Genomic DNA, 18,394 nt, shown 5'->3' with positions numbered 1-18,394 from the left:
TTCTGCAGGGAAACGTTGTCTGAGCGAAGCGAGTTTGACGTTTTCCGGAAGAAAGGCACCCCCACCCCTCGACCTGACTCCGGAGGCCTCAGGCCCGGGCCTGGTCCAGAATTGCGCGCATATCCCGGACCGCTTCCTTCAGCCCGGTAAAAATGGACCGGGCAATAATCGCATGGCCGATATTCAGTTCATGGATGCCGGGAATGGCCGCCACCGCCAGGGTGTTGTGGTAGTTCAGGCCATGGCCGGCGTTGACCACCAGCCCCTTGCGGCGGGCGTACTCCACCGCCTGCTTCAGGGTCTCCAGGGTGTGGGCCTGCTCGGCCGGGGTGTCCGCCTCGGCGTACTCGCCGGTGTGTAACTCGATCACCGGGGCGCCACAGCGCACCGCCGCGTCAATCTGTTCGGGGTCCGGGTCGATAAACAGGGACACCTCGGCGCCGATCTTCGCCAGACGTTCACAGGCCCGGGCCACCCGGTCCTCATTGCCGGCCACGTCCAGGCCGCCCTCGGTGGTCAGTTCCTCCCGCTTCTCGGGCACCAGGCAGACGCACTGCGGGCGGACGTTCTCGGCAAACGACAGCATGGCGTCGGTCACCGCCATCTCCAGGTTCATGCGGGTATTGAGGGTCTGGCGCATCAGCAGCACATCCCGGTCCTGGATATGGCGACGGTCCTCCCGGGGGTGGATGGTGATGCCATCGGCGCCCGCCTCCTCGGCCACCATGGCTGCCTGGACCGGGTCCGGGAAACGGGTGCCACGGGCCTGGCGCAGGGTGGCTACATGGTCCACATTCACGCCCAGCAATACGCGATCTTTCATCTATCAATGCCCCTCAATGGTCAGTGGAACGTCCGCCGGCGAACAGCGCCCGGCTGTTCAGCGGCTTGCCCTGTAACAGGAAATCCGTCAGCGCCCGCATCACCTGTTTGGCGGTGCGTCGGGCATCCGCATCCTCCAGGTTTCCCGCCGCCAGCTTCAGCAGTGCCTCGCCGGGCAACCCCGTGAGGCGGGCATGGTCTCCTGATCCTGCAAGGATGCCATGCTGGGGATCATAGCAGTAGCGACCGCCGGGCTGCACCGGCTCGCCACTGTCCATGGCCAGCCCCCAGTCAAAGCCGTATCCCAGTCCCTCCGCCAGGCGCATTTCAAAACGCCGCAGCACCGGCTCCACCTGGTCACCGGCGGTGGCCAGGGCTTCCAGGGCATCCAGGTAGGCGGCGAACAGGTCCTGGGCGGGATCGAACGGGGAGAGCAGCTTCTGGAGCAGTTCGTTCAGGTAGAAGCCGCTGTAGAGCCCCTTGCCATGGCCGAGTTGTACCCCCGGGCGGTTGTCCACGTGGGTCAGGGTCTTCAGGTCGGAGCGACCGGTCCAGTCCACCAGCAGGGGCTGGAACGGCTGCAACTGCGCCTTCATGGCACTGCGGACACTGTTGGCGCCGCGGGCGATAACGCCCACCTTGCCGTGGTTCAGGGTGAACAGGTCCACCAGCAGACTGGTTTCCCGGTAGGGTCGCCGGTGGAGGACGTAGGCGGGTTCCTGGCTTGCCTGCATGACGGCCTCAGCCGTCGTTCATGCCCAGGCTCTTGAGCGCCCGGTCACTATCGGCCCAGCCGCGTTTGACCTTGACCCAGAGTCGGAGCATCACCTTGCCGTCGAACATCCGTTCCATATCGGCCCGGGCCTCCTGCCCTATCCGGCGCAGGCGCTCGCCCTTGTCACCGATGACAATCTTCTTCTGCCCTTCCCGCTCCACCAGGATCAGCGCGGCAATATGCAGGGTCTTGCCATCGTGCTTGAATTCCTCGATTTCCACGGCCACCGAGTACGGCAGTTCCGCCCCCAACTGGCGGGTAATCTTCTCCCGTACCATTTCCGCGGCCACAAAGCGCTCGCTGCGGTCGGTGATCTGGTCATCCGGATAGAAGTGGACGCTTTGCGGCAGGAAGCGGGCCACCGCCTCTTCCAGCGGCTCCAGGTTCTGTTCCTTCAGGGCAGACAGGGGAATGATCTCGGCGAAGTCCCGTTTGGCCGCCAGCTTCTCCAGCACCGGCAACAGGGTTTCCCGCTTTTCCACCTGGTCCACCTTGTTGACCGCCAGGATCACCGGGCATGTAAGATGGGTCAGCTTCTGCAGCACCATCTCGTCCGCCGGGGTCCAGTGATGGCGGTCCACCACGAACACCACCACATCCACATGCTTGAGCGCCGCGGAAGCGGTCCGGTTCATGTAGCGATTGAGCGCCCGGGGCTCTTCCTCGTGCATCCCCGGAGTATCCACGTAGATCGCCTGTACCGCCCCCTCGGACTTGATACCGAGGATCTGGTGCCGGGTGGTCTGGGGCTTGCGGGAGGTGATGCTGAGTTTCTGGCCCAGGATATGGTTCAGCAGCGTGGACTTGCCCACATTGGGGCGACCGACAATGGCCACGAAGCCACAGCGGCTGTCGGCATCATCAGGCCGGGTAATATCCGTCATCCGTTCGTCTCCACGCCCAGTTGCTGTAGGGCGGCACGGGCCGCCTGCTGTTCGGCGATGCGCCGGCTGCTGCCCACGCCGGTGGTCTTGCGGTCCAGGGACGGCAACGCGCAGGACACATGGAAGGTCTGGGCGTGGGCTTCGCCGTCCACGGAGATCACTTCATAGCGCGGCAGCGGGAATTGCCGGGACTGCAGGTATTCCTGCAGGCGGGTCTTGGGATCCTTCTGGGTATCCTGGATATCAAGGCGCTGGAGGCGTTTCTCGAACCAGTGCAGCACCCGCTGCCGACAGGTATCGAAATCGCTGTCCAGGTAGATGGCGCCAATGATGGATTCCACCGCATCGGCGAGGATCGAGTCCCGCCGGAAGCCACCGCTTTTCTTTTCACCCGACCCGAGCCTCAGGTACTGGCCCAGCTCGAACTCGCGGCCGATCTCCGCCAGCGTCACCCCTTTCACCATGCGCGCCCGCAGGCGGCTGAGCTGGCCTTCCCGGGCCCGCTCGAAGTGGTGGTACAGGTGCTCGGCAATGATCATGTTGACCAGCGAGTCACCCAGGAACTCCAGCCGCTCGTTGTTCTGGTTACCAAAGCTGCGATGGGTCATTGCCAGCATCATCAGCTCCGGATCATGGAAAGTATAACCAATGCGGCGCTGTAATCGGTCCAGGTCGGGTTGGTTTATCACTGTCCTCTCAGCTCATAGAAATGACTGAAGTTGATCACGGCATCCACATTGGACACCACATGGGTGCGAACCTCGTAGTCCAGGCTGATGATCACCAGGTCACCGTCCTTTTCGATCTCGATTTCCTTGGCATCGAAGCCATCCACGTTGTTCACGCTCAGACGCTTGGTGACCAGGCGCCGGACGTCGGCGGGGGTCATCTCGGACAGGCCCTCCTCACCATCAAGCCCCTCCAGGGCCCCCTTGACAGTGTAGTCATCAAGATAGGCCGGCCCCAACTTGATCACCAGGGTCAGCAGGCTGGCGAAGAACAGCACCGCAACCAGGATGCCCACGGTGGACGCGCCACGCTGGTGGAATGGAGTTTTCATACGCACGTACCTCATAAAAAAACGGCGACTCGTTCGCCCATCAGTCGATGGAGCCCACCCGGTCGAATGAGGGCAGGCTGGTCAGTGACGGCCACTGCATCCAGATCAGGAATGCCTTGCCAACCACCATTTCATCCGGAACCATACCCCAAAAACGGCTGTCATTACTGTTATCCCGGTTGTCCCCCATCATGAAGTAGTGCCCATCCGGAACAATCCATTCACCCTCACCGGCGCCTCCCCGGCTGCCCAGGTTACGGTAGATGTGGTGCTCCACATCCCCTAGCTGCTCTTCCAGCATCTCGAACGGCGGCAGGTGGGCCACAAAGCGGGTAGGAACCTCCTCGCCGTTAATATAAAGGGTCTTGTTGTCATAGCGGATCCGGTCGCCCGGCAGACCCACCACCCGCTTGATGTAGTTGGTCTTGCCGTCTTCCGGGAAACGGAACACCATGATGTCACCCCGCTCCGGATCACCGATCTCGACGATCTCGGTGCCCAGCACCGGCAGGCGCAGGCCATAGGCGTACTTGTTCACCAGGATGAAATCCCCCACTTCCAGGGTCGGCAGCATCGAGCCGGAAGGAATCTGGAAGGGCTCCACCAGGAACGACCGCAACACCAGGACAATGGCCAGTACCGGGAAGAATGAGCGGCTGAGGTCCACCAGGTAGGGTTCCGGGGGGCCGGCCTGCTCGTCCTCATCCGCGGTCGGGGCAGCGCCCTCCGGTGCATCGCTTCCGCCGGCGGCAACGGCACCACCGGACTCCTGCCAGGCCGCTTCCCGACGCGGCCTGAGGAACAGCCGGTCGCCCAACCAGATAATGCCCGTGGCGAAGGTCAGTACGACCAGGATCAGCGGAAAGTTTATGTCCATTCAGTAGAGCCCTAGTTGTCCACTTTCAGTACCGCCAGGAACGCTTCCTGGGGCACCTCAACGTTGCCAAGCTGCTTCATGCGCTTCTTGCCTTCCTTCTGCTTCTGGAGCAGTTTCTTCTTACGGCTGACGTCACCACCGTAGCACTTGGCGGTGACATTCTTGCGCAGGGCCTTGACCGTCACCCGGGCGACGATCTGGTTACCGATGGCGGCCTGGATGGCAATATCGAACATCTGCCGGGGAATCAGTTCCTTCATCTTGTCGATCAACGCACGTCCCCGGTAATGGGATTGCTCCCGATGGACGATCAACGCCAGGGCATCCACCCGTTCGCCATTGATCATCACGTCCAGCCGCACCAGGTTGGCGGCCTGGAAACGCTTGAAGTGGTAGTCCAGGGAGGCAAAGCCACGGCTGGCGGACTTGATGCGGTCGAAGAAGTCCAGCACCACTTCCGCCATGGGCAGTTCGTAGGTCAGCTGCACCTGGTTCGCCAGGAACAGCATGTTGGTCTGCACGCCGCGCTTCTCCTCGCACAGGGTAATCACGTTGCCCAGGTGCTCCTGGGGCACCAGGATGCTGGCTTCCACGATGGGCTCGCGCATTTCCTCGATGGAGCCGATATCGGGCAGGCTGGACGGATTGGAAACACTGACCGTATCGCCGTTGCGGGTCACCACCTCGTAGACCACGGTGGGCGCGGTGGTGATCAGGTCGATATTGTATTCCCGCTCCAGCCGCTCCTGGATGATTTCCATGTGGAGCATGCCCAGGAAGCCGCAGCGGAAGCCGAAGCCGAGCGCGTCGGAGTTTTCCGGCTCGAAGAACAGCGAGGCATCGTTGAGGGTCAGCTTGGACAGGGCGTCGCGGAACTCCTCGTAATCATCGGAGCTGACCGGGAACAGGCCGGCGTAGACCTGGGGTTTGACCTTCTTGAAGCCCGGCACCGGCAGGGTGTCATCCGCATGCTTGTGGGACACGATGGTGTCCCCCACCGGGGCGCCATGGATATCCTTGATGCCGGCCACCACGAAGCCAACCTCACCGGTGCCCAGCTCGCCGGTCTCGGTGGGCTTCGGTGTGAAGATACCCACCTTGTCCGCGTTCCACGCCTTGCCGGTGGACTTGATCTGGATCTTGTCACCCTTGCGCAGTACGCCCTGGCGCACCCGCACCAGCGAGACCACGCCCAGGTAGTTGTCGAACCAGGAGTCGATGATCAGCGCCTGCAGCGGTGCGTTTTCCTCGCCCTGGGGCGGCGGAATACGCTTGATCAGGTCCTCCAGCACATCTTCCACGCCCAGGCCGCTCTTGGCGCTGCAGCGCACGGCATCGGTGGCCTCGATGCCGATGATGTCCTCGATCTCCTGGGAAACCCGGTCCGGTTCCGCCTGGGGCAGGTCCATCTTGTTCAGCACCGGTACCACTTCCAGGCCCTGCTCGATGGCGGTGTAGCAGTTGGCCACGGACTGGGCCTCCACGCCCTGCCCCGCGTCCACCACCAGCAACGCGCCCTCGCAGGCGAACAGGGAGCGGGACACCTCATAGGAAAAGTCCACATGGCCGGGCGTGTCGATGAAGTTGAGCTTGTACTCCACCCCATCCCGGGCCTTGTAGTTCAGGGTAACGCTCTGGGCCTTGATGGTAATGCCCCGTTCCCGCTCAAGGTCCATGGAATCCAGCACCTGCTCGGCCATTTCACGGTCGGTGAGGCCGCCGCAGACCTGGATAAAGCGGTCTGCGAGTGTGGACTTGCCATGGTCGATATGGGCGATGATCGAGAAGTTGCGGATGCGGCTCAGTTCAGTCACAGACAAATGGTTACCCGTAGAAGACGTCGTCACCCGGCACCCGGCCCCGGACGAAAATCCGGCGGGGGGTGCCCCGGTGGAGAATTTCAGTGCCGGTGCCGGCACACGGGCCGACAATTGCAAAGGCGGGATTTTACCGGTTGTGGGGCCTTATTACCATCAGCGAACCGCCGACCAGTACCCGCAAAAACCGAGTCATGGGATCAATGCCCTTTCATACTGGTTGACCAGGAAACTGATCAGGGAGTCCTCATCCAGGGGATAGCTGAACAGGTTGCCCTGGCACTGGGCGCAGCCGGCCTGCTCCAGGAACTGCAACTGGTGGGGTGTCTCCACGCCCTCGGCCACCACGGTCAACCGCAGCTTGTGGGCCAGGGCAATCACCGCGGAGGCCACGTCGGTGGCATTGGCGTTGTAGGGGATATCCCGGATGAAGCGGTCGTCGATCTTCACCGCATCCAGGGGTAACTGCTGCAGGGCCGCCAGGGAGCAGGCACCGCTGCCGAAGTCATCCAGGATAAGCCGGGCACCGGTATCGTGGAGCGCCCCCAGCAACACCCGCAGCACCTTGGGATCCTCGTTGAGCAGGGAAGCGGGCAATTCAAGCTCCAGTCGTTCCGGCACCACGCCGGTTTCGGTGATGACGCGGCGGAACAGGTCCAGGAAGCCGGGATCGGTCACCTGCCGCACGGAGAGGTTAACCGCCACCTGCAGCCGCTCGAAGCCCGCCCGCTCCAGGGCCTGGATCTGGATACAGGCCTGCCGCAGGGCCATTTCGCCCAGGCGCACAATCAGCCCGGACTCCTCGGCCAGGCGGATGAACTGGTGGGCGGACACCAGCCCCCGCTCCGGGTGCTGCCAGCGCAGGAAGGCCTCGACCCCGACCACCCGCTGCTGCGCCAGGTCCACCTTGGGCTGGTAATGCAGGACAAAACGGTCCTCGTCGAGGGCGTTGGTGAGTTCCTCCTGCTGCAACAGCCGCCGGGCCGCCTGCAGGTTCAGGGCCGGGGTGAAGAACTGGAAGTTGTTGCGCCCCCGTTCCTTGGCCCGGTACATGGCCAGGTCGGCGTACTTCATGAGCACCCCCGGGTCTTCGCTGTCGTAGGGGATCATGGTGACCCCGATACTGACGGTGATACCCACGTCATGTTCGTTCAGGCGCACCCGCTGGCACAGGCGCCGCAGGATGGTTTCCGCCACCTTGGCGGCGGCCTCGGGACCACTGATCCTCGACAGCAGCACCACGAACTCATCGCCCCCGAGGCGGGCGACGGAATCCTCTTCCCGGACACAGCCGGTCAGCCACCGGGCCACATGTTCCAGAAGCTGGTCGCCGGCATCATGACCCAGGGTGTCATTGATGCGTTTGAAGCCATCCAGGTCCAGGAACATCAGTGCCGCCGGCTCATCGCTGCGGCGACTGCGACGGACCACATGGGCCAGCCGGTCCCGGAACAGCTGGCGATTGGCCAGCCCCGTCAGGGGATCATAGAACGCCAGGCGATGCAGTTCGGACTGGGCGGTGCGCAGCTGGGTCAGGTCGCGCAGGCTCAGCACCACACCCTCCACCCCCGGCACCCCCAGCATGGAGGTAAACGAGCCTTCCATCTCACGCCACTCACCGGATGCATCCCGTACCCGGGCCCGGGTGACCGGCATCTGCTCACCCGGTTTGTCCAGGGCCGCCCGGAACCCGGCCTGCAGTCTGGGCCAGTCGTCGCTGTGGACCCGGGATTCCGACGGCACACCACGGGCTTCCTCCGGGTCGTAGCCCAGAATGGTATAGCAGGACGGACTGATGTAGGTGGGCCGCCCCTGCTGGTTCATCACCAGGGTGATGTTGCTGGCACCCTCGGTGATGGCCCGGTAGCGGCCGGCGCTCATCTGGGCCAGCACCCGGGAGCGGATCAGCGCCAACGCAAAGGCAAACAGCAACAGGCTGACCATGATGCCCGACGCCATGACGATAGCCGGGCGCGGGTCGGACGCCAGGAAATCGAACGCCGGTGTCGAACGGGTCTGGATCACCCAGGTGCGACCGCCATATTCGATCTTCTGGGATTTCTCGAAGCTGAAATCCTCGTCCAGGGAGCCCAGGTTGGAGCCGTACATCTGGGTTTCCCGCCCTATGCTGCTGCCGTCATAGATACGCACGTCCAGGAACGGCGCAATCAGGCCGACAATGCCGTCGAGCAGGTTGTTGGTGCGGAAGGCGCTGAACACGAACCCCTTGAGCAGGATCCGGCGCTCTCCCAGGGAGGCCGGCACCTGACCGCCATGATAGACCGGGTAGTACATCAGGAAGCCCGCCTGGTCTTCCGCCAGTTCCTCCTGAACCAGCACCACCTTGCCGGTGACCACCGGACGACCGGTGTCACGGGCCCGCTCCATGGCCTGCCGATGAATGTCATCCTGGTAAGCGTCATAGCCGAACGCCCGGCGGTTACGCTCGGTGGCGGGCTCCAGGTAGACAATGGGGTGAAACTCTTCCCGCAGCCCCCGGGGCCGGACCACATAGCCCTCAAAGCCTTCCGCATGGAGCTCGTCCAGATGTCCACGCAACTCATTGATGTCGATACGGCGGGTGACACCGATGCCCTGGATACCGGGGTAGTAACGGTCGATATTGACCTTGTCGATGTAGGTGCGCCACTCTTCGCGGCTGACCTCCCCCGCCACGGAGAACAGACCGGCGCTGCCTGCCAGTACCTGTTCGTAGTTGAGCAGTCGGTCTTCGATGGCGGTCTTGAGCTGGAGGGACTGGGTGTTGAAGCGGCTCTCGGTGCGGTCTTCCACCAGGCGCATGGACACCACCCACAGGGCAGCGGTCACGCCAAGGGCAATCACCAGCACCAGCCACGCCATGCGGGAATACTGAGGGCGCAGGAGATCTGTAAGCGCGATGTCCTTCTTGTTGATCATGTCCGGATCCGTTCCCTGGCCATGTCCCTGGTAAAGCCGGCGGAGTGTCCGGGAAGACCCGTCCCGGGGCAACTCCATATAAACGCCAGTGTGGCGAAAATGTAACAAAAACGCCAGTCGATGCCCTGGAACCGGACACTCGTGTCGTTATTGCCAACAGGTAAAGCTATCAGAAAACCGTCCGCGAAACAGTTCGCCAGAGACAGAAAAACCGCCAACTGCTTCACAGCTGGCGGTTTTTCTGATCGTGGCCCCACCTACGACCGGGGCCTGTCCGTCAATCAGGGTCGCATGACCAGATAGGTTGCGCGGCCCTCGCGAATGATCCGCACCGACACGGCACGGTCGTCCGGCAGGTTTTCCACTACGTCGCGGAACTCCTCCAGGCTGGTCACCGGCTGGCGGTTGAGTTCGGTGATCACGTCATTGCGACGGATACCCGCCTGGAACGCCGGGCCTCGTCCAACCCCGGTCACCAGTACACCACCAGGAATATCCAGGCGACTGGCCAACTGGTCCGGCAGGGGTTCAACCTGCATGCCCAGGGGACCACCGGCGGAGCCCGACGGCTCTCCCCGGGTATCATCGGCACCCTCCTCTTTCGGCAGGCGGCCGATTTCCACATCAATGGTCTGCCGCTCGCCCTGGCGAAGGATGGTCAGCTCCGCCTCATCACCAACGGGTGTACGGCCCACCATGGGCGGCAGGTCTGACGAGCGTTCGATGGATTCGCCTTCATAGGACAATACGATGTCGCCGGCCTCCAGGCCCGCCTGCTGGGCCGGCGAATCCGGCATCACTTCGGCAATCAGCGCGCCCCGCGGACGACTGAGCCCGAATGACTCGGCCAGGTCACGGTTCACTTCCTGGATCAGCACACCGAGCCAGCCCCGGGCAACGCTGCCCTGGTCCCGGATCTGGCGGAACACGTTCATGGCGTCATCAATGGGGATGGCGAAGGACACCCCCATGAAGCCCCCCGAACGGGTATAGATCTGGGAATTGATGCCAATAACCTCGCCGTCCATGTTGAACAGCGGCCCACCGGAGTTGCCGGGGTTGATGGCCACGTCCGTCTGGATAAAGGGCACATAGTTCTCGCTTGGCAACGCCCGGCCCAAGGCACTGATAATGCCGGAGGTGACGGTATAGTCGAAACCGAAGGGCGAGCCGATGGCGAAGACCCACTGCCCGGGTTTCAGTCCGGAGGAATCGCCAATCTTGACCACTGGCAGGGGCTCCTCGTCCTCGATCTTGAGCACCGCCATATCCGAGCGCGGATCGGTACCGATCACCTCCGCCTGCAGCTCCCGCCGGTCATTCAGGCGGACCATGACCTTGTCGGCCCCCTCCACCACGTGGTTGTTGGTAAGCACATAACCATCTTCAGACACGATGAAACCGGACCCCATGGAACGGCGGGGCTGCGACGGACCGCCATAGGGGGACTGGGGCCCGCCGAAGAACCGCTGGAAGAACTCCGGCATCTGTTCCAGTTCACGGTCGCTGAACGGTGATTGCTGACTCCTCGGGTCCGGCTCGGACACGGTGCTGATATTCACCACGGCGGCCGAGTTTTCCTCCACCAGCCCGGTGAAATCCGGCAGTGACTGTGCGACAGCGGACTGGGCCGTCAGTGTCAGCAGTGATGCAACCAGAAAGAGTAAAACGGATGGCAGCCAGGCGCGCTGGCCAGGTTGGAACTGTCTTGTCATGGAGGCTCCCTTAACTTGCCGTTTCTACACAACCGGCCCCTGAAAATCTACCGTGCGGCGGGGTGATCCTGCCGCACGATGACGTTTCAGCGACCCACGATACGTGGTGGTGACATCGGACCGTTTCAAATTAAAAACCGTACAGGTCAGTGCCCCGGCTCCAGGGGAATCATCCGCCCCATGACCGGCTGCCAGCGGGCGGCGTCCCGGCGCGAATACCATCGCGCCAGCCACAGACCACCGCCGAGTCCCGCCAGGGCGGCGAGTATCGCGAGCCCGTCGCGGCCGGGCAGCAGGACGCCGGTCAGACCGGTGGCCACGACCATCAACACCAGGGGGACCGCATAGACCAGCAGGGATGCCCTGAGCAAGGCCGACTCCTCGATAGCCACGGTCACCTGGTCGCCGGGGCGGGCGCCCAGGGTGTTGGGTACACGGATCTGCCGCGACTGTCCGCCACTCATGGTGGCCAGGGCCTTCTGGCCACAGCCATGGCGGGCGCTGCAGGACTGGCAGGCACTCTCGCGGATGGTCTGCACCCAGGCCTCATTGCCGCTGACGGAGATCACCGTGCCGGTTTCGTGAATCATGGCTGCCCCATCAGTCCATCAATGTCCGCGCCAGGGCGTTGCTGTCATCCACCGTGACCGACTGAGCCACTCGCATCGCCGTACGGGGCGGAATCTCACCCACCACCGTGATCAGGAATCGTTCCCGGGCATCCTCCGGGCCGGGACTGGCATAATGCATGTAGATCGTGGTCGCGCCGACACGGGAAGCGCCCTGGGGCATGTCCACGCCGCTGGCGGGCTCAACAAACACCGAGAAGGTGGCCAGGCCGTCGGAGAACGCCACCGCCTGCCCCCGGTCAGTGCGGGGAGCCGCGGCCGGCAGGAAGCCCTCCGGCTTCCAGCCCAGGGCCCAGCCATCCATTTCGCCGGGTTTGTCCGACACCGGCAGGTCCGGGGTGACTTCCCTGACCTCAACGCCGGACTCGATCTCGAACTCCGAATCAGGCAAGTCGTTGGTGATCTCCAGCATGGTGAACTGGAAGTGTTCCAGGACTTCCCCGTCCTGGCGCACATGACTCTTGAGCAGCAGGCCGGTGTGCTTCTCCATCCACAGGCGATAACCGTACCGGTGCTCGTCCCGGGGCCGCAGGCCAATCACCACGGTGGGATAACCGGCAATACGATCATCACCCAGCAGTTCCGGCTGATACCAGGCCCCCACCGGCACCCGCTGACTGGCGAACGCCTCGCCGAAGGGACCGGAAGGAATCACCTGGTCAAGATGGATGCGGCCATGCTCCGGCAACACGCAGAGCACCTGGTTCCCCCGGCGCAGGATCTCGCCATTGGCCCCGTCCTGGAGCACCAGGCGCTCCTCCACCCGACCATCCCGGTACCGGTGGGCAATCATCATGGAGCTGACCTGGTCGCCACGGGAGTAGACGAAGATCCCCCGGTAGGTGGTCATGTTCAGGGCCGGCCCCAGCTTCAGCAGCCAGGAATCCGCGGTTTCCTGCTCGGCCCCCCGCACGGGCCAGGCGGCGAGCATGGTAACCGCCAGCACCATCATGATCGCGGTATGCGCTGCAACCCGGGCGCGTAGTTTCAAGACACTCCCCTCTGAATCGTACAACTGCCAGTCAGACAGAACGGTTAAACAATGCTTCCGGTGAACTGGCAACGGCCAGCTTTAATACCCGGTACCGGACATGCTGGTCAGGCGGGCGTAACCCACGGCCCCCTGGCCAGCCACCACGCTGTTGTTCTGCGCGTGCTCCAGCAGGTAGCGGCTGACCTGCTCCCGCTGGCGGGCATCCAGCCCCTGCAGGGTGACCTGCGGCACGGCGGAGTCCTGCGCGGCGGCAGGCACCTGCGCCTGGACCGGTACCAGCGAATCGCTCCCCGTGCCGGACATCACGTCCCAGCCGCTGCCAGCACCAAAGCCGATGGCGACCCCGAAGGTTATCATGGCGACCGCGGACCAGCGCCACGGCGCATGACGACGTCGTACCGCCTGTCGGTGGCTGTCATCAGCCGAGGCCGATCGGTCCAGGCTGGCGCTCACCGCGTCCCGCACATCCAGGCCGGCATGGCCACTGGGGGTTTCATGGATCACGTCACGGATGCGTTGCCAGCGTTGCCACTGGTCCCGCACGGCCGGCTGGTCGTGGTGGGACAGCACCCGACGCACCGCCAGCTCATCCGCCTGGTCATCCATCATGGCAGACAAGGTTTCTCTTAGCCGATCATCCATTGCCTGTACCTCGCTGTTCTCATCACTCATGTATTGTCCAGCATCGGGCCCAACTGGCGATCAATAGCGTCCCGCGCCCGGAAGATCCGTGAACGGACGGTTCCGATGGGGCACTCCAGGATCCGCGCGATGTCCTCGTAGGACAGGCCCTCGTATTCCCGCAACAGGAAGGCGGAACGCAACTCTTCCGGCAGCGATCCGATAGCCGCCTCCAGCGCCTCCCGCAACTGGTCCCGCTGCAGGAATCCCTCCGGCGACCCGACGTCCCGCAGGCGGAAGCCATCCTCGAAGCTTTCCGCATCATTGACATCCGCCACGCCCTGGGGCCGCCGTCCCCGGGCTTCCAGGAAATTCTTGGCGGTATTCACCGCAATCCGGTAGAGCCAGGTGTAGAAGGCACTGTCGCCCCGGAAACGCTCGATGGCCCGATAGGCCTTCACAAACGTTTCCTGGGTAAGGTCCAGCACCTCCTGGGAATCATAGATGTAGCGGCTGATGATGGAGGCCACCCGCGACTGGTACTTGAGCACCAGCAGGTCAAAGGCCGAGCGGTCGCCCTGCCGGGCCTTGCGCACCAGTTGAAGGTCTGTCTGGCCATCGGGAGCCGAGGGCCGGGTCTGTTCGGCGTCCGGTTTCATGGTGGGGCCGGCGGGTGCCTCCTTTAACTGGGCCGCTGGACCTGGCTGCCGTCTCTCGCTCATGATCATAGGCGCTTCTTCCACAAGTTGGCGGCGGAATTCCGGGGGGTTACTGAACCCCGGCTTACACGTCGGTTCCGCTGTGGGCAAATAGACAGCAGGCAGAAAGTTTAGTTCAATACTCGCCACACTATTATGGCCCGCGAAAACGACCACATGCCACAGTCTCACGAATACGATGTTCTCATTATCGGCAGCGGCGCGGCCGGCCTGACCGTTGCCCTCAACCTGCCCACGCACCTGAGCGTGGGCGTGATCAGCAAGGCCGACATCACCAGCGGCGCCACCCTGTGGGCGCAGGGCGGCATTGCCGCCGTGCTGGACAGCGACGACTCCCTGGAGGACCACGCCGCCGACACCCTGGCCGCCGGCGGGGGCCTCTGCCACGAGGACGCCGTACGCTACACCGTGGAGAACGCCTCCGAAAGCATCCGCTGGCTGATTGACAGCGGCGTGCAGTTCACCCGCGACGAGAACGAACAGCTTCACCTGACCCGGGAGGGTGGCCACAGCCACCGGCGCATCATCCATGCGGCGGATGCCACCGGCAACGCGGTCTCCACGACCCTGAGCGGACAGGCCGCCAGTCGCGCCAATATCGATCTGTTGTCCCGGCGGGTGGCGGTGGACCTGATCACCAACCGCAAACTGGCGCTGCCGGGCAACCGTTGCGTGGGCGCCTACATCCTCAACCTGGACACCGGCCATGTGGAGCTGTTCCGGGCCAGGTTCACGGTGATTGCCACCGGCGGCGCCAGCAAGGCCTACCGCTACACCACCAACCCGGACGGTGCCTCCGGCGACGGTATTGCCATGGCCTGGCGGGCCGGCTGCCGGGTGGCCAACATGGAGTTCAACCAGTTCCACCCAACCTGCCTGTACCATCCCCACGCCAAGTCCTTCCTGATCAGCGAGGCCATACGGGGGGAAGGCGGCGTGCTCACACTGCCAGATGGCAGCCGCTTCATGGACCGCTTCGACAGCCGGGGCGAGCTGGCGCCACGGGACATTGTCGCCCGCGCCATCGACCACGAGATGAAGCGCCTGGGGGCGGACCACCTGTACCTGGATATCAGTCACAAGCCGGCGGACTTTATCCGCGAGCACTTCCCCACCATCCACGAACGGTGTCTGGGCTTCGGCATCGACATTACCCGCGACCCCATCCCGGTGGTGCCGGCGGCCCACTACACCTGTGGCGGCATCATCACCGACGAGCGGGCCCGCACCGACATCAACCAGCTCTATACCGTCGGTGAGGCCGCCTTTACCGGCCTGCACGGGGCCAACCGGATGGCCAGCAATTCGCTGCTGGAATGCCTGGTGTATGGCCGGGCCGCGGCGGCGGATATCGCCCGGCGCGAGTCCGATATTCCGGCACCGCCGCCAGCCCCGGAATGGGACGAGTCCCAGGTACGGGATTCCGACGAGGACGTGGTCATTTCCCACAACTGGGATGAACTTCGCCATTTCATGTGGGATTATGTAGGCATTGTACGCACCACCAAGCGACTGCAACGAGCCAAGCACCGGGTCGACCTGCTGGCCAGGGAAATCAGCGAGTTCTACAGCAATTACCGGGTCAGCAACGACCTGCTGGAACTGCGTAACCTGGTCACGGTGTCGGACCTGATCATCTGCTCCGCCCTGCAGCGCAGGGAAAGCCGCGGCCTTCACTTCACCCTGGACTATCCGGGCCTGCAGAACGAGCCGCAAGATACGGTGCTGGTGCCGACAACGTACCGGATTGCATCACCCTGAGCGCGGGCCTGGCCCGCGCCCCATTTCCCAGCGAGCACTGAATCAATGTCCGAAAAGAGCAACCCCGAGTTCAATCGCCTGTGGTGGCACAGCCGCCGTGGCATGCTGGAACTGGATGTCCTGCTACTCCCCTTCCTGGAGCAGGCCTACCCCACCCTGCCGGAGGAAGACCAACAGCGCTACCACAAGCTGATTGGCTGTGAGGACACGGACATGTTCGAATGGTTCATGCAGCGCAGCGAACCGGAGGACCCGGACCTGCGACGCATCGTGCGCATGATTCTGGACCGTGTACAACCGGATTGACCTGCCCCTGTCCCCCAGCCGGGTTGCCGGCCTGGCGGCGGCGGGACCCTGGCTTCTGCTATCGCTGGCCACGCTGGTGATCGCCTGGAGCGGCCTGTCATGGGTGGCGATGCTGTCTCCCCTGGCAGGGCTTGGAGCCATGGACCGCTGGCGCCGGTGCGGCTCCCTCAGTCACCGGCGGTCGGTGGTCCGGTTGACGGTGCGCGGGCCCCAGCTGTTCGCCACCCTGACGGACCAGACCGGAACCGAGGTCCAGGCGCTGCCGGACAGCCGGCTGTCCGGCCAGGGCCTGTTCCTGGCACTACGCACGGTTCCCGACGGTCAACGGTTGCAGGCAGTACTGGTGCCGGAAGCAGCCCGGGGCAATGCCCCGACCGACGCCCTGAGGCGACTCAGGACCTGGCTGAGGTTGATGCCGGAGGCACCCGCCCCCATCAATGCTGCCACCGCACAACCAAACCCAATGCAACACCCATGGCCCGGAGGCAAGACCCATGACCACTGACGCCACACCCGTCGCCCGCACACAGCCAGCACTCCCGGCTGCGGTCCATCTCTCCGACCGGGTCCTGTTCCGCATCAGTGGCCCCGGTACCACCGATTTCCTGCAGGGGCAGATGAGCCAGAACCTGGCGAACGTGACCCCGGGCTACTCGCCCAGGGCCGCCGCCAGCACGCCCAAGGGCCGGGCCTACCTGCTCACCCGGCTGGTCAGGGATGGTGACGACATCCTGCTGACCATGCCGGCAGCCATTGCCGACGATGTCTCCAGCCACCTGAACAAATACCTGATGCTGTTCCGGGGCACCTCCATGGAACGGCTGGACAACGGCCAGATCATCGGCCTGCTCGGCGAGGAGTCTGCCAGGACCCTGCTGGACGACACCACCCTGCCCACGGAACCCGGTGGAACGCTGGCAGTTGGCGATGGCCACCTGATCCGCACCCAGCCCACGGCAGAGGGCCTGCCCCGTTTTGAGTTCTGGTTGCCATCCGCGGCAGACCCGACAGTACAGGCAAGGCTGGAACCGCTCGGGGACGCCACCCTGGCGGACTGGAATGCCAGCGAGATTGCCGCGGGCGTTTCCGAACTGGACACCGACACCCGGGAGAAGTGGGTGCCCCAGATGCTGAACTGGCAGCACCTGGACGGCATCCACTTCAAGAAGGGCTGCTACACCGGCCAGGAAGTGATCGCCCGCATGCATTTCCTGGGGCAGCTCAAGAAAAGTGTCTATCGCCTGAGCGCCCCCGGGGACGAGGCGCCGGCTCCCGGGAGCGGTATCGTCGCCAATGGTAAAGCAGTGGGTGAGGTGGTGCGCTCCGTGTCACTGGACGACGACAGCGTGCAGTTGCTGGCGGTGATCAAGCACGCCGCGGCGGATGCCGAATTGCACCTGGAAACCAGCGGCCAGCCCCTGACCATTCTGCCGCTCCCCTATGCCGTGCCCGAGCGGGAACAGCCCGCAGAGCAGACCCCGGATACATAAGGTGACAGGAAAAGCTGGCGTATTCTGCTATAACAGAGTCCATTAATATCAATACGATCGGGAACCCAGACACACTATGTCCGAATTTGTTGACGCCATTCGCAGTGAGATACTCACGGCCATCGAGAACGACAAGCTGATCCTGCCGACATTGCCGGAAGTGGCACTGCAGGTACGCGACATCGCCGAGGCCGAAGACTCCTCGATCATGGATCTGGCCAAGGTCATCAGCAATGACACGGCGTTGTCCGCCCGCCTGATCCGGGTCTGCAACAGCCCCCTTTTCCGGGGCTCCCGGGCCATCGAGAACCTGAATATGGCGGTCAGCCGCCTGGGCATGGCCTATACCAGCAACCTGGCCATGGGTCTGGCCATGGAACAGATGTTCCAGGCCACCACGGATATGATCGACAAGCGCCTGCGGGCCACCTGGCAGACCAGCACCGAAGTGGCTGGCGTCTGCCATGTGCTGGCACAGCAATACACCCGCCTGAAGCCGGACCAGGCCACCCTGGCGGGCCTGGTGCACCTGATCGGCGTGCTACCCATCCTGCGCTATGTGGAAGATAATGATGTCCAGGTGAGCAGTGTGATGCTGGATAACGTGGTGGACGAGATCCATCCGCGTATCGGCGCCGCCATTCTCCGGAAATGGGATTTCCCGGAAGAGTTGCAGCAGGTTCCCCTGGAGTACCAGAACTACAAGCGCCAGGTGGCGTCGGCGGACTATGCCGACCTGGTGATGGTTGCCAACCTGCAACTGCTCGCCGGCACCGACCATCCGGTCAACGAGATGGACTGGAGCACCGTTAGCGCTTTTGACCGCCTGGGGCTGGATCCGAACATCGATATGTCGGAAGAGGAAGACCTGAACGCGCAGATGGAAGCGGCCATGGCGTTGCTGAAGTAACGCTTTGGCCTCCGGACTCCCACTCTGGCGTCCAACTTCAGGCGCCCTGCGGGCGCTCCCCCTCTCCCTGGCCCTCTCCCTCGTTGGGGAGAGGG

General features: G+C 63.6%; 18 protein-coding genes. 5 read left to right on the top strand and 13 right to left on the bottom strand.

Features of this window, described 5'->3' with window-relative positions:
- Positions 1–88: 88 nt before the first annotated feature.
- From pdxJ to rpoE, 13 genes are all read right to left on the bottom strand, one after another.
- On the bottom strand, positions 89–823 hold the full coding sequence (gene pdxJ / locus RO069_RS01725) for a pyridoxine 5'-phosphate synthase (RefSeq protein ID WP_328184900.1): 735 nt from the start codon (positions 821–823) through the stop codon (positions 89–91).
- Between the two features lie 13 nt (positions 824–836).
- A complete protein-coding gene (gene recO, locus RO069_RS01720) occupies positions 837–1,556 on the bottom strand; it encodes a DNA repair protein RecO (RefSeq protein ID WP_328184898.1) in 720 nt (239 codons plus the stop codon).
- A 7-nt stretch (positions 1,557–1,563) separates the two neighbouring features.
- The gene (gene era / locus RO069_RS01715; RefSeq protein ID WP_328184896.1) at positions 1,564–2,481 is read right to left on the bottom strand and encodes a GTPase Era; all 918 of its coding nucleotides are present in this window, start codon (positions 2,479–2,481) and stop codon (positions 1,564–1,566) included.
- The gene (gene rnc / locus RO069_RS01710) at positions 2,478–3,170 is read right to left on the bottom strand and encodes a ribonuclease III (protein ID WP_328184895.1); all 693 of its coding nucleotides are present in this window, start codon (positions 3,168–3,170) and stop codon (positions 2,478–2,480) included. Before rnc ends, era begins: the two co-directional genes overlap by 4 nt.
- The gene (locus RO069_RS01705; RefSeq protein WP_328184893.1) at positions 3,167–3,541 is read right to left on the bottom strand and encodes a DUF4845 domain-containing protein; all 375 of its coding nucleotides are present in this window, start codon (positions 3,539–3,541) and stop codon (positions 3,167–3,169) included. Before RO069_RS01705 ends, rnc begins: the two co-directional genes overlap by 4 nt.
- Positions 3,542–3,581: 40 nt before the next feature.
- The gene (gene lepB, locus RO069_RS01700) at positions 3,582–4,418 is read right to left on the bottom strand and encodes a signal peptidase I (RefSeq protein ID WP_328184891.1); all 837 of its coding nucleotides are present in this window, start codon (positions 4,416–4,418) and stop codon (positions 3,582–3,584) included.
- Positions 4,419–4,429: 11 nt separating this feature from the next.
- A complete protein-coding gene (gene lepA, locus RO069_RS01695; RefSeq protein WP_328184890.1) occupies positions 4,430–6,232 on the bottom strand; it encodes a translation elongation factor 4 in 1,803 nt (600 codons plus the stop codon).
- Between the two features lie 195 nt (positions 6,233–6,427).
- Entirely contained in the window at positions 6,428–9,154 is a 2,727-nt protein-coding gene (locus tag RO069_RS01690; RefSeq protein ID WP_328184889.1) for a bifunctional diguanylate cyclase/phosphodiesterase, read from the bottom strand.
- Between the two features lie 281 nt (positions 9,155–9,435).
- The gene (locus RO069_RS01685; protein WP_328184888.1) at positions 9,436–10,869 is read right to left on the bottom strand and encodes a DegQ family serine endoprotease; all 1,434 of its coding nucleotides are present in this window, start codon (positions 10,867–10,869) and stop codon (positions 9,436–9,438) included.
- Positions 10,870–11,015: 146 nt separating this feature from the next.
- On the bottom strand, positions 11,016–11,459 hold the full coding sequence (locus RO069_RS01680) for a SoxR reducing system RseC family protein (RefSeq protein WP_328184886.1): 444 nt from the start codon (positions 11,457–11,459) through the stop codon (positions 11,016–11,018).
- A 10-nt stretch (positions 11,460–11,469) separates the two neighbouring features.
- On the bottom strand, positions 11,470–12,489 hold the full coding sequence (locus RO069_RS01675; RefSeq protein WP_328184885.1) for a MucB/RseB C-terminal domain-containing protein: 1,020 nt from the start codon (positions 12,487–12,489) through the stop codon (positions 11,470–11,472).
- 81 nt (positions 12,490–12,570) lie between these two features.
- The gene (locus RO069_RS01670; protein WP_328184883.1) at positions 12,571–13,164 is read right to left on the bottom strand and encodes a sigma-E factor negative regulatory protein; all 594 of its coding nucleotides are present in this window, start codon (positions 13,162–13,164) and stop codon (positions 12,571–12,573) included.
- A complete protein-coding gene (rpoE, locus tag RO069_RS01665) occupies positions 13,161–13,772 on the bottom strand; it encodes an RNA polymerase sigma factor RpoE (protein ID WP_328184902.1) in 612 nt (203 codons plus the stop codon). The genes RO069_RS01670 and rpoE overlap by 4 nt, the downstream gene beginning before the upstream one ends.
- 216 nt (positions 13,773–13,988) lie before the next feature.
- Here rpoE and nadB point away from each other — a divergent pair, with 216 nt between their 5' ends.
- The 5 genes from nadB to RO069_RS01640 all read left to right on the top strand — a co-directional run bounded on the left by nadB (position 13,989) and on the right by RO069_RS01640 (position 18,299).
- Positions 13,989–15,593 carry an L-aspartate oxidase gene (gene nadB, locus RO069_RS01660; RefSeq protein WP_328184882.1) on the top strand — a complete coding sequence of 535 codons (1,605 nt, stop codon included), beginning with the start codon at positions 13,989–13,991 and terminating at the stop codon, positions 15,591–15,593.
- Between the two features lie 45 nt (positions 15,594–15,638).
- Positions 15,639–15,899, top strand: a complete 261-nt coding sequence (locus tag RO069_RS01655; RefSeq protein ID WP_328184881.1) for an FAD assembly factor SdhE — start codon at positions 15,639–15,641, stop codon at positions 15,897–15,899.
- Complete coding sequence (locus RO069_RS01650; RefSeq protein WP_328184879.1) at positions 15,883–16,404, top strand: hypothetical protein; 522 nt, start codon at positions 15,883–15,885, stop codon at positions 16,402–16,404. Before RO069_RS01655 ends, RO069_RS01650 begins: the two co-directional genes overlap by 17 nt.
- The gene (ygfZ, locus tag RO069_RS01645; RefSeq protein ID WP_328184878.1) at positions 16,394–17,389 is read left to right on the top strand and encodes a CAF17-like 4Fe-4S cluster assembly/insertion protein YgfZ; all 996 of its coding nucleotides are present in this window, start codon (positions 16,394–16,396) and stop codon (positions 17,387–17,389) included. Before RO069_RS01650 ends, ygfZ begins: the two co-directional genes overlap by 11 nt.
- A gap of 76 nt (positions 17,390–17,465) precedes the next feature.
- Positions 17,466–18,299 (top strand): HDOD domain-containing protein, encoded by an 834-nt coding sequence (locus RO069_RS01640; protein WP_328184876.1) that lies wholly within the window; start codon positions 17,466–17,468, stop codon positions 18,297–18,299.
- Positions 18,300–18,394 lie beyond the last annotated feature (95 nt).

Source organism: Marinobacter sp. OP 3.4, assembly GCF_036224885.1.
Lineage (GTDB): Bacteria > Pseudomonadota > Gammaproteobacteria > Pseudomonadales > Oleiphilaceae > Marinobacter.
Note: the sequence above shows the minus strand (reverse complement) of the source record. Positions and strands in the feature narration are given on the sequence as shown.